The organism is Chthoniobacterales bacterium (assembly GCA_035274845.1).
In the GTDB taxonomy this organism is placed as follows: Bacteria; Verrucomicrobiota; Verrucomicrobiia; order Chthoniobacterales; family UBA10450; genus AV80.
This window is the reverse complement of the sequence record DATENU010000007.1, coordinates 139,311-150,376: the sequence shown is the minus strand read 5'-3', so window position 1 is coordinate 150,376 and position 11,066 is coordinate 139,311. Positions and strand designations below refer to the sequence as shown.

Annotated in this window: 12 protein-coding genes; 3 read left to right on the top strand and 9 right to left on the bottom strand. The window is 57.3% G+C overall.

Translation table 11 applies throughout. The features are described 5' to 3' along the window. Positions 1-136: 136 nt before the first annotated feature. The 9 genes from VJU77_03170 to VJU77_03130 form a co-directional block, all read right to left on the bottom strand. Positions 137-328: a hypothetical protein gene (locus VJU77_03170; GenBank protein ID HKP02339.1), complete on the bottom strand. Its 192-nt coding sequence runs from the start codon at positions 326-328 to the stop codon at positions 137-139. A 363-nt stretch (positions 329-691) separates the two neighbouring features. Continuing rightward, on the bottom strand, positions 692-1,231 hold the full coding sequence (locus tag VJU77_03165; GenBank protein ID HKP02338.1) for a hypothetical protein: 540 nt from the start codon (positions 1,229-1,231) through the stop codon (positions 692-694). Then, on the bottom strand, positions 1,228-1,677 hold the full coding sequence (locus VJU77_03160; GenBank protein ID HKP02337.1) for an energy transducer TonB: 450 nt from the start codon (positions 1,675-1,677) through the stop codon (positions 1,228-1,230). The genes VJU77_03165 and VJU77_03160 overlap by 4 nt, the downstream gene beginning before the upstream one ends. 103 nt (positions 1,678-1,780) lie before the next feature. Next, a complete protein-coding gene (locus tag VJU77_03155) occupies positions 1,781-2,293 on the bottom strand; it encodes a hypothetical protein (protein ID HKP02336.1) in 513 nt (170 codons plus the stop codon). Between the two features lie 240 nt (positions 2,294-2,533). Then, entirely contained in the window at positions 2,534-3,172 is a 639-nt protein-coding gene (locus VJU77_03150) for a hypothetical protein (protein HKP02335.1), read from the bottom strand. 263 nt (positions 3,173-3,435) lie between these two features. Then, positions 3,436-4,269: a hypothetical protein gene (locus tag VJU77_03145; GenBank protein HKP02334.1), complete on the bottom strand. Its 834-nt coding sequence runs from the start codon at positions 4,267-4,269 to the stop codon at positions 3,436-3,438. Further along, positions 4,262-4,789, bottom strand: coding sequence for a hypothetical protein (locus VJU77_03140; protein ID HKP02333.1), 528 nt, complete (start codon positions 4,787-4,789; stop codon positions 4,262-4,264). Before VJU77_03140 ends, VJU77_03145 begins: the two co-directional genes overlap by 8 nt. Positions 4,790-4,828: 39 nt before the next feature. Next, a complete protein-coding gene (locus VJU77_03135; GenBank protein HKP02332.1) occupies positions 4,829-4,981 on the bottom strand; it encodes a type II toxin-antitoxin system HicB family antitoxin in 153 nt (50 codons plus the stop codon). Positions 4,982-5,175: 194 nt separating this feature from the next. Further along, a complete protein-coding gene (locus VJU77_03130) occupies positions 5,176-6,522 on the bottom strand; it encodes a cation:dicarboxylase symporter family transporter (GenBank protein HKP02331.1) in 1,347 nt (448 codons plus the stop codon). A gap of 458 nt (positions 6,523-6,980) precedes the next feature. Here VJU77_03130 and VJU77_03125 point away from each other — a divergent pair, with 458 nt between their 5' ends. From VJU77_03125 to VJU77_03115, 3 genes are all read left to right on the top strand, one after another. Then, on the top strand, positions 6,981-8,147 hold the full coding sequence (locus VJU77_03125) for a threonine synthase (protein HKP02330.1): 1,167 nt from the start codon (positions 6,981-6,983) through the stop codon (positions 8,145-8,147). A 295-nt stretch (positions 8,148-8,442) separates the two neighbouring features. Then, entirely contained in the window at positions 8,443-10,599 is a 2,157-nt protein-coding gene (locus VJU77_03120) for an ABC transporter ATP-binding protein (protein ID HKP02329.1), read from the top strand. A gap of 175 nt (positions 10,600-10,774) precedes the next feature. Continuing rightward, on the top strand, positions 10,775-10,972 hold the full coding sequence (locus VJU77_03115; protein HKP02328.1) for a hypothetical protein: 198 nt from the start codon (positions 10,775-10,777) through the stop codon (positions 10,970-10,972). Positions 10,973-11,066 lie beyond the last annotated feature (94 nt).

Genomic DNA, 11,066 nt, shown 5'->3' with positions numbered 1-11,066 from the left:
CCGTTTGCCGGCAGTGCGACCGGGGAAAACGCGCAGATTTCTGCAGGCCCCTACTGCCTGAAGGCTAGATTTGTAGGGCAAGCGCTCCGCTTGCCGGCAGTGCGACCGGGGAAAACGTGCAGGTTTCTGCAGGCCCCTACTGCCTGAAGGCGCTTCGGAAGAGTGCGATACTGATGGCAGACGCGATCAGGATTCCGAAAATGGTGCCCATGAGATGACTGAACGCGAATGCGCCGCCGCCTTGGAAAAGGCCAGCGATGAGCTTTGGGATAAGCGCGAGAGCCCAGAGCGCTGCCAATATCGCGAAAATGATCTTAACGATTTTCATAAGGAATGATGCCGCTGACTATCTGATGATTTAGACGAAAAATTCGTTTTCGCGGTCCGCTCCCCCGCGAAGAAGCTTGTCCGCGCAATCCACTGAATTTCTTGACCGGCCGATGAAGCCGGGCACGACGGACAAAGCTTTTGCGCGCGATGGGAAACAAGAGGCGTTTGGGGGATCGGGGGGTATGTGGTGTCAGCGTTTTATGCGATCGCTTCGAGGTGTGTCCAGCAAAAAATGCCGTCGCGGGTCATCAGAGAGACGGTTTGCTGATCTGTGTTTTCATGTGGACTCCTCGGGTTTTTGACCCTAAGCCCACTGTCCGTCAAATCAGGGCAATCCCACTCTGACCCCTTTCCGTCCCCTCTAACTGCCCGGCTGGGGAAAAGAGCGCAGGAAAACGTTGATCTCCTGTTCCGCTCTTTCGCGGTGAGCGACCGGATAGGTGACGCGGAATTTCAGGAAGCGATCGCCCGCAGGAAAAATGATGAGCTGCGATTTCGCCGGCCCTGCTAACGCCAGAGGCCCCGTTCGAATGTCGAAGATCGCGCGTTTTCCGTTTCGTCCCGAGGCGGTGAAGGTCGTATCTGATACGAGCCGGGCGCTGGGTGAAACCATTTTCACCTCACCCTTGCAACTCGAATACTCGCGCTCGAGCGTGTGTCCACGAGTCCGATAATAATAAACCGTGGCAACCGCCAGCGATCCTGCCCAGTACGTCGCTATCGGATCGCCCGCCTGGTCCGCTCTCACGCCCTTCCGAACGAAGAATCCGACTCGGTTTGGAAACTTGAACTGGCTGTTACTGGCGGAACTCGGCGTTTTCGCCGCGTTAACTTCGGAAGCGAAAAGAAAAACCACAGCCGTCAGAACGCCAACCGTTCGCAACATAATGTTCGTCTTCATTTTTTACGCTGAGCATCTGCCGCTTGTAGACGACGCATCCTTTCCATTGCCTGCTCACGGCTGCCACCCGCCTCGAACATTATCGGCGTTCGGAATTGTCGAATGGTTCCTGGCTTAAAACGCCACTGGCGAAACGCGTTGAGAGCGGCTTGGTCTAAAATTGCGCTGCCGGTGCTCTTCTCCATTCTAACCGACGTAACAAATCCAGTCTTGTCATCGACTTGCCCAAACAGAATCCCGTAGCCGGTTATTCGACTACGGCGTGCTTCGGGGGGATATTCTGGCACCACCTGGTGGACAATCGTCTTCGTTGAGAGTCCGTCCTTCACCGGAGTCGGCGGCGCCGACATTCCGACATCTGCGGCAAAGAGACTGACGGCGATAATCAAGATTGGGGGACGCACGCCGGCTATGGAACCTGAAAGTGGTTCGATAGACAAGATCAATTGCCGAATTCACAGATTCGCGCGAATCGATCAAGGGGGATCCAGGTTCGGCTTCGGGTGGGTCGCGATCCAGTCGGCGATACGCGTTCCTTTTGAGTTCCATTCAACCGCTGGCAATCTTACGAACGATTTTCGCTATTCGCTCGTCAATGTCGTGAATACGTTGCTGAATCTTGTTGTAAGCCGGGCCAACCCCCGCCCGTCGCGAAGTTCCATATCCGCCGGCCTCGTATTCTGCTTCACGCAGCAATGTTTGTCGTTGCGCTAGCAAGTCCTGATACTCTTTTAACAACGCCGCGTCGATATGCGTTTGCGGTCCCTTTGCGAGCTGAAGGCCATCGGAGAGCACACGCGTAAGCAGGTTGTGATCAGCTTCGCGGCTGGCGAGAAGCTCGGTGAGCAGTCGGTGTTGTTCGCTTTGCTCATAGTCGGCCAGATACTCTTTCGCGACGCCGAGTATGAGCGCGAGAACAACAGCAGTCACTATCGTCCAACCACGACCGTTTAGACGCCTCAGCGCCGGACGCGAGCCAGGATAGTGCGTCTCCCCGAAAGCGGTGACTGCCGCGATGACAGCACCGAGCAAGACGAGAGAAACATTGATCGCGATCGTCATGCTGTAGTGCGTTTGCGTCGCGAAGGGGAGTTTGCCCTAATGAACTGTCTGCTGTCAGCCGGTAGGATTTTGAGACACTCACCAAGCGGAGGCCGGCTGGGGTCAGTCCTTTTTTCTTGCAGTCTTGCTTCGCTCCGGGACGCCAATCCTTCCGCAACAACAGGCTGCATCGTCATCATCGACGACGACCAACAGCCAAATGCAAGAAAAAAGGACTGACCCCCGGCTGGTGACCCGGGATTAGCTACTTGGCTTAACCAGGGTATTTACCTCTTTGTAGAGTTTTAGGTCCGCTTCAGACAATTTCCATTTATCCGTTTGCCACAGGTTGTGCGCTACGAAAACCAAATCTCGACCAGCATTCCTAGCGTTTCGATCCACTTCGTAAAACTCGCCCTGCATTCCTTTTAGAGTAACGTCTGGCGAAATTCCTTGTTCGAGTTTCTGGAGCATGAGCAAAACTTCCTCAAACTCGTCGCTCGGCAAGCGGCGGAGAAAGCGAATCTTCGCGAGTTGTGTGTCCAAGACAGTCTTCCATGCTTTCTGAAACTCTTGGGCGCACGCGAGGACATCGATCTCATCGAGGTTTTCGAGAAATTTCTCATTTCGGGCGATTTCCTCGGCAACGGTCGATTTACCGACTTTTTTAGATGAACCGTGGACTAGGCCGACCTTCATAAGTGTGATTAGGACTCGTAGGTGCGGATCTTTTGCCCTGACTGTAGCTTCCTCGAGCCTCTTAACTTCTGGTGACAAAGGCGCGGCGGTGATCGTAATTCCGGCAAGCGCGGCCCAGCAGATCGCTGAGGGAAGAAAATTCGTGAAGACGGCGGTCCATGAGTGATGGAATTTCAGATCGGGTTTGGTCAGTAATGCCATATTCGGTGCTTTCTACCTATTGTCGGTGCGGGAAACTGAATTTTTTGTCTGGTCGATCCGACCATGCCCGACGTGCAAAGATTTTTCGCGCGATGGGAAAACAGGGGGCATTTGGGGGTGGGGGTTTTGGGGTTGGTTTCAGCTTTTTATGCGATCGGGCCACGCAGCGTCCAGAACAAAATGCGATCGCTGCAATTCATGCGATATGCTTTTGCCGAGATTCTAGGACCGACCCCTTTTCGCCCTCCCCATCTCGCACCACATCAGATGCATTTTGGACATATTTCGTCGATTTCTGGTTCATCTACTTTCGGCGGCGCTTCGAGTTTACCTATGTGTCGCTTTTGAAGCAGCAGTCTTGATTGCGATGTCATGCGACGGATGTCGTATTTCTTTTTCAGCCTTAGGTGGGCAGGATCGTACTCGACAAGTACCACTAGCTCATCGTCCATGAGCGCTACGACATAATCGGGTCTATCGGCGAGGACGAAGAAATCCTGTCGAAATTCTGCGGCGCTGTAGCCCAGAGAGTGTGCAAAATTTATCAGGACATAAGCCGCGAACAGAAGAAGGAAAACCTTGTTACCAATCCTCCGGACGAGGTGATCTGTAAGGTCAGTAACTCCAGCTTCGACCTTCTCTTGTGCAGCGATCTTGTTTTCGTAACCTTCGACATCGCGCTGAGTGAGTAGCGGGAATACGAATTCCGCGAAACCGTAAAGACACAATGCTCCAGGCACCAGGAGCCAACCCCATCTATAGGAGCTCAAGAGCGAATACGAAGTTAAGATGATGATTGCCAGAATCAGAAACAGGCGAAGAATGCTTCTTTTAATCGCGGAATCGCGGCGAGGAAGGAACAGCCACAATCCGTTTAGAAGAAGCCAAAAGAAAAGCAGTGCTACGCCAACTGCCGCGCTGGCTTGGAGTATTGAACCGATTGTTGGAGTCGACAGAACGGGCGGTAAGTCATAAAAGGATGCGAACCCAGATCGATAAGCGTAAGCCACAGCGTACGAAACCGCTGATGCGCCGGCCAGAAGGATTGCGTCGGGAATGCGGCTACGACTACTGTTGTTTGGTAACGAATCAGCCACGATAGCCGTGCTTCTTTCCTGATCGCACACCTAAGCGATAAAAAATAAACGATACGACGAAAGCAGCCGTCAGTTCGTATCGCGTGCTTTTGCGTGTGATCCATTCGATAAAAGCAGGATCATGTGCTACGGACTGATTGTACGACTCGATGACGGCTAACTGCTCGGGCGTTAACTTGAGGAGTTCAATCTGGTGTTGAAGATCTTCCAATGTTTTCTTTTTTTGTCCGAGCAAATCTTCGGAATTACGAATATCGCTTTGGAGCTTGGAGATGAGGCCTTGAGTTTTTTTCTGGACGACCGCCAATTCTTCAAGGACCGCGCGCGTGTCGCCAGGCACCTGCTCCAATATCTTGTTCCTTTCATTCGCTGAGGAAGAATTCCAGCGCAGGAGCAATTGCGGACCGCCCATGAAAACTACAAGCATTAAGGTTATATAGAGTATTACTCCAATCATCTCGCCGATGTCATCGCCGAATATGAATTGGAGCACACTACGGCGTTTCTGCGGCGCAGACATAGAATGGAGTCAGGACTAGCGGTCAGTTGGTCAATCTCGTCAGCCTTCGGCAAGCACGCGGAGCCCGAGTGCTTCAACGCGAGCGATGGCCTCGTCGCGAGTCGAACCGTAAGCCACGGCGCCGGGAATTTGGGCAATCTCGGCGATCCAGCGGCCATCGGTTTCCTGCTCGGTCTCGACGGTGAACGTCACGAGAAGATGATCGCGTAAACGAGGCGGAAAGACAACCTTCCTTCACCAAGGCTACGGCGTGGCAGGAATCGGGAAAACGCCGAACGCCCCACGCCGAACATCCAATGTCGAAGTCAGAGATTTGTAGGCCGACCGCTCCGGTTGCCTCATCGCGCCAAATGGCAGGCGATGCGCCTGCCCTACAATTGAAAATTTCAATCGCCCTGCCGAGCGGCTTCGGCGAAAGCGACCTCGCCCTCCTTGAGGTCGAGTTCGATCTCCTTGGAAGTCCCAAAAACGGCGGCACGCCGGTCGTCGAACTCGCCTTCCCAGCGGGCGACGACGACTGTCGCTAAACAATTGCCGATGAGGTTCACGCAGGTCCGGCCCATGTCCATTAACTCGTCGACGCCGAAGATGACGGCGACGCCGATGGGGCCGAGGCCGGCGGGGAGAAAGCTGTTCAACGTGGCTAACAAAATAACGAGCGAGGCGCGGGGGACGGCGGCGACGCCTTTGCTGGTTAACATCAAGGTGAGGATCATGGTGAGCTGGGCGCCGATGGGCATGTGGAAGCCCATGGTGGTCTCGGCGGCCTGGGCGACGAACACGCTGGCCATGGCGAGATAAAGCGTGGAGCCGTCGAGATTGAAGCTGTAACCGGTCGGCATGACGAAGCCGACGATGTGGCGGGGGACGCCGAGGCGTTCCATGTGTTGCATCGCTTTCGGTAAGGCGGATTCGCTCGAAGTGGTGGCAAAGGCGAGCGCGGCAGGTTCGCGCACGGCGCGGACGAATTGTTTCAGCGGGACGCGGAACACGAGGATGACGGCGCCGAACACGAGGACGATGAAAATGATGAGGGCGAGATAAAGGGAGAGGATCAGGTTCCCGAGATTGACGAGAACGCCGAGGCCCTGGGTGCCGACGGTGTGGGCCATGGCGGCGCCGACGCCGATGGGGGCGAACATCATGACGTAGTTGGTGAACTTGAACATGACCTGGGAGAGACTCTCCATCGCGCGCACGATCGGCTTGCCTTTCTCGCCCACGGCGGAGACGGCGAGCGCGAAGAGGACGCCGAACGCGACGATCTGGAGAACGTCGCCCCGCGCCATCGCTTCGATGATGCTGGCGGGGAAGGCGTGGACGACGGTCTCAACTAGCGTTTTCGGATGGGTTTGCCCGATGGTCTTGATGATGTCGGTGTTGTTGGTGGCGAGGGTAACGCCGAGCCCAGGTCTGGTGAGATTGACGACGGCGAGCCCGATGAAGAGCGCGGCGGTGGTGACGATCTCGAAGTAGATGAGCGCTTTCAGGCCCATTCGCCCGACCTTCTTTAACGCGCCGGCCCCGGCGATCCCGACGACGATGGTGGAGATGACCAGCGGGGCGATGATCGATTTGATGAGGTTCAGGAAGATGTCGCGGAGGAAGTAGACGGCGTTCCCCCAGTCGGGCCGGAAGTAGCCGATCAGGCCGCCGAGGATGAGGCCGATGAAGATCTGGGTGGTGAGGGAGGGGCGGTACCACGGTCGGCGGGTGGTTGCGGTGGTGGTCATCGCTGCCGGAGTATGAAGGCGGAAGGCGGAAGGCGGAAGGAGGAAAACGGGATGGGGCAAACGTCCAACGTCCAACGCTCAACATCCAACGTCGAAGTCAGAAAGAATCGAACCGCGGATGTCGCGGATTTCACGGATCGGGAACTAAATAGTAATCTGTGTAATCTGCGTAATCCGCGGTTGATAGTCTGAAGCAGGGGCGCCGCGGCAATGCGGACATTGTTGACCGAAGTATGAAGTAAGAAGGAAGAAGTAGGAAAGGGGAAAGGTAGATCGAGCGCATGCCGCTCGATGGGAGGCTGTAGCGGCGGTCTCAGACCGTCGAAGGTGGATCGAGCGCTACGTCGCTCGATGGGAGAGACTCACGGCGCGCGGTAAAAATGCGAAGCGGTCTCCCATCGCGCGCGTAGCGCACGATCCACCATTGCAGGCGAGACGCCTGCCGCTACAAGTGATCCATGTTTTTGATGCATCTGGAGTGCACGAATTGTGGGGCGACTTACGAATGGAAGACGCTTCAGAATCTCTGCCCGAAATGTCAGAAGCCGCTGTTTCCGGTTTATGACCTCGAGGCGGTTGGGAAAAAGCTGAAGAAGGAGGAGCTCGCGGCGCGTGAAAAATCGCTCTGGCGGTTTCGGGAGATGCTGCCGTTACCGGTGGACGCGGAGCCGGTGACACTCGGGGAGGGCGGGACGCCGCTGCTACGCGCGACACGATTCGGAAAAAGCGCCGGGGTAGCGAATCTTTGGGTGAAGGACGAAGCCCAGAACCCGACGCAGAGTTTCAAGGCGCGGGGGATGACGACCGCGGTGTCGATGGCGAAATATCTGGGCGCGACCAAGCTGGCGGTGCCGTCGGCCGGGAACGCAGGGGGCGCGCTGGCGGCGTATGCGGCGCGAGCCGGAATGAAGGCGTACATCTTCATGCCGAGCGACACGCCGCGCGCGAACATCATCGAATGCCGTGAGCTGGGCGCGGACGTGGTTCTCATCGACGGACTCATCACCGATTGCGGTGCGGAGATTGCGAAGCGAAAAACGGCGGAAGGCTGGTTCGACATGTCGACGTTGAAAGAGCCGTATCGGGTCGAGGGAAAAAAGACGCTCGGTTACGAGCTGGCGGAGCAGATGGATTGGACGCTGCCGGACGTGATTCTTTATCCGACCGGCGGCGGCACCGGACTCATCGGGATGTGGAAGGCATTCGATGAAATGGAAACGCTGGACTGGATCGGGCCGGAGCGGCCGCGAATGTTCACGGTCCAGGCGAGCGGGTGCGCGCCGATCGTGCGTGCGTTCGAGGCGGGCGAGAAATTCGCGGCGGAGTTTCCGAATGCGCAGACGCTGGCGTCGGGGTTACGCGTGCCGAAAGCGGTCGGTGATTTCATCATGCTCGATATTTTGCGGAAGTCGGACGGCGGCGGGATCACCGTGGAGGATGAAGAGATGATCGGCGCGACCCGGGAGGTGGGGGCGGCGGAGGGATTGTTCGTTGCGCCGGAAGGGGCGGCCTGTTTCGTGGCGTTGCGGAAGCTGCTGGCGGTTGGGCAAATCTCGGCGGAGGAGCGGGTGGTTATCTTTAATACCGGGTCGGGGATTAAATATCTCGATTGCTACGAGGATTGAGGTGAGCGTTTCGCGGCTCGATGGAAACTGTAGCGGCGGTCTCTGACCGTCAGCAAGGTGGATCGAGCGCTACGTCGCTCGATTGGAGGGACTCGCGTTAGAGCTGCGACGTGGGCTCCCATCGCGCGCGTAGCGCCCGATCCACCGGGCAACAGAGTTGCCGGGACGATGGCGTTCCCAAACGGAGTTTGGGAACGAGGGGAGATCGGGAGCAAGAGAGGTGGGACGGGGCGCGAAAGATTTTTCTGGCGCTTCGCGAGGAAACCCTGTTAGCAATACCGCCCCCACCAATTTTATGCAGGGAAAACCGCCGCCGAATCAGGCCGCCGCTCAATCGTCCCCCGGGACGACGCCTCCACCCTCTCAATCGATGCTGCCTTCGGATGCCGGGGCGGAATCCTCCGGACTGCGCGGGATTGCGCCCCCGCCGGGAGCTGACGGGAAACCCCGCGGCCGTGGCGGCTCCGGTTCGCAACTGAGCGACGTCCGTTGGGGGATGATCTTCAAGATGGGCTGGCGCCTGATGAGTTTCTTCAAGGTGCTGGTCATCGGCTATGCCCTCGTCACCCTGGGACAGAATGTGGTGACGCTTTACAGCTCGCAGCTCGTTGGCGAAGTGACCAACGCAATCAGGGGCACCGCTCGTGGGCCCGAGACCGCCGAGCACGCTCCGGCGCCTGCTCCGGTTCCCCCGCCCGTGACCCAGAATTCCCTTTCTCACGCACCGCCGCCGCCGGAGGAACCGGCGAGCCCCATTCGCCTCGTGATTCTGTGGTCGGTCATCGCCTTGGTCGCGCTGGTCATCAGGCTCCCGTTGCGCGCCCTGGCCACGAAGCTCGACCTGGCCATGTCGAATAAGCTGCGGAGCCAGCTCTTCGGCCGGTTATTGCGGCAGTCGCCGGAGTTTTATCACAAACACGAAACCGGCGAGCTGAACGCGGTCGTGAACCAGTTTGCGGTCGAAGCGACGATGACGTTACGGCAGGTGGGCCTCGACGTGTTCCTCCAGGGGATCACGCTCGCCTTCAATGTCGGCCTGCTGATTTACAACTTTAACATGGATCCGGCGCCGACCCTTTTCGGCTGGACCATTCCGCCGTGGCTGGTTCCGGTAGCGGTCACGCTCTTCGCGTTCATCTCCCCGTGGATGACCGGGCGCATGGCGAACAAGGTGCGCGATGTTTCGCGCGATCTTCAGGAAAAAATGGTGGCGCTCAATAGCCTCGCGACGGGAGCGATGCAATCGCCGGAGGAAATCCAGGCGATGGAAGCCGAGCCGATGTTCACGAAGAAATACGACAAGCAGCTCGATTCCCTCCTGGTGTCACGCCTCAAGAGTACGGTGACGATGGAATACATGAGCCTGGTGAGCGGCGGGCCCAGTTGGATCGTCGAGGTCGCGATGCTGGCGTTCGGCGTTTATTTTGCCTACGTCTCGGGCGATCCGAAGGCAGCGGGCAACGTCGTGGCCATCTTTCTTCTCACGCCATCGCTGATGACGCCGATCCAGGGGCTTTCGGCTTACATTTTGATGGCGGGAAATGCGTGGCCGGCCATCGATACAGTCAATAAAATGATGGAATCTCGGGCCCGGCGCGACGAAAAATCCGGCACCCTGAAAGTGGAGCACGTGCAACCGACCCTCGCGGCGAAGAACGTGACGTTCGCCTACACGCCCACGGGCCGAAAGATCTTCGACGACATTACCTTCGAGGTTCCGCCCGGAAAAATTACCGGGTTTGTGGCGCGAATGGGGCAGGGGAAGACCACGTTCTTCAAGCTGGCGCTTCGCTTTTATGATCCGCAGCAGGGACAGATCATCCTGGGCGGCCGACCGGTCGGCGATTACGCGTCCGACAATCTCTATAACCACATCGCGATGATGTCGCAGTTCCCGGCGTTCTTTTACGACACGCTGCGGGCCAACATGCAGATGGCGAAGATGAACGCGACGGACGAAGAGATCCGCGCGATCTGCGAGAAGACCGGCGTCTGGAAGATTTTGCAGGCCGGCGTGCAGGGAAACCCGCTCGACCAGGAATTCGCGGGGGCGCGGCGCCTTTCGGGCGGCCAGAAGAAGCTGCTCGCGTTGACGCGTTGCCTGCTGCGCAATCCATCGATCCTCTTTCTCGACGAGCCGACGGTCGGGATGGATAACGTCGAAAAATTTTCCATGCTCGAGATCATCAAGAACGCGCTCAAGGGCCACACCGTGATGGTGGTCGATCACGATCTGCGGTGGCTGATGCCGTTTTGCGATTACTTCGTCGTGCTGGATAACGGGAAGATTTCCGAGCAGGGGACAGCGCAGGAGCTCCTGCAACGCGGAGGATTGTTCGCGGAACTTTATCACGCGGAAGACGCAAAACCGGCGGGCGACGATTCCCACACTTCGATGCCGCCGCCGCAAATGTCGGGCGCGGGCCTGTCCGGGAAAGCCCGGCCCGGTTGAGCCGAGGATCAAAATATTTGCAAGAGGAGCGAGCCTATCAGTCTTAAGAGAGTTGGTGCGACAAGCGGGGCGAAAAGGTCTTGAAGCGCCACGAGAGAAAACAGAAAATTTGCCGCTGCATCGAGTGATGTGATGGCGAGTCGAAAACAACAACAGAAAGAAAGGTAAATTAGTTATGGCTGACGAAAAAGCTGGTAAGAAACCCGATGATCAGGGCGGCGGCGGAGCGGAAAAAGGCGCGGATGCCGGTGAAGCGGGCGGTCGTTCGCGACAGCTGCTTTACACATGCTTCAATGACGGCGCCGGGAACTACATCGATCCAAGCTGGAAGTGGTTCACGTGCTGGCGTTGCGGCGCGCTCAATTACACCTAAGCAATTTAGGTTAGGTAGCGGAAGAGCAGGGTTCAATGCCCTGCGCTTCCTTGCCTTCGCGGTTTGCAGGGCAAGCTGCGAGGCCAGGGAAGGA

Coding starts and splice junctions, on each gene's coding strand:
- VJU77_03130 (HKP02331.1), bottom strand. CDS start 6,522: ATGACCACCACCGCAACCACCCGCCGACCGTGGTACCGCCCCTCCCTC.
- VJU77_03155 (HKP02336.1), bottom strand. CDS start 2,293: ATGACGATCGCGATCAATGTTTCTCTCGTCTTGCTCGGTGCTGTCATC.
- VJU77_03165 (HKP02338.1), bottom strand. CDS start 1,231: ATGAAGACGAACATTATGTTGCGAACGGTTGGCGTTCTGACGGCTGTG.
- VJU77_03115 (HKP02328.1), top strand. CDS start 10,775: ATGGCTGACGAAAAAGCTGGTAAGAAACCCGATGATCAGGGCGGCGGC.
- VJU77_03120 (HKP02329.1), top strand. CDS start 8,443: ATGCAGGGAAAACCGCCGCCGAATCAGGCCGCCGCTCAATCGTCCCCC.
- VJU77_03125 (HKP02330.1), top strand. CDS start 6,981: ATGTTTTTGATGCATCTGGAGTGCACGAATTGTGGGGCGACTTACGAA.
- VJU77_03140 (HKP02333.1), bottom strand. CDS start 4,789: ATGTCTGCGCCGCAGAAACGCCGTAGTGTGCTCCAATTCATATTCGGC.
- VJU77_03170 (HKP02339.1), bottom strand. CDS start 328: ATGAAAATCGTTAAGATCATTTTCGCGATATTGGCAGCGCTCTGGGCT.
- VJU77_03150 (HKP02335.1), bottom strand. CDS start 3,172: ATGGCATTACTGACCAAACCCGATCTGAAATTCCATCACTCATGGACC.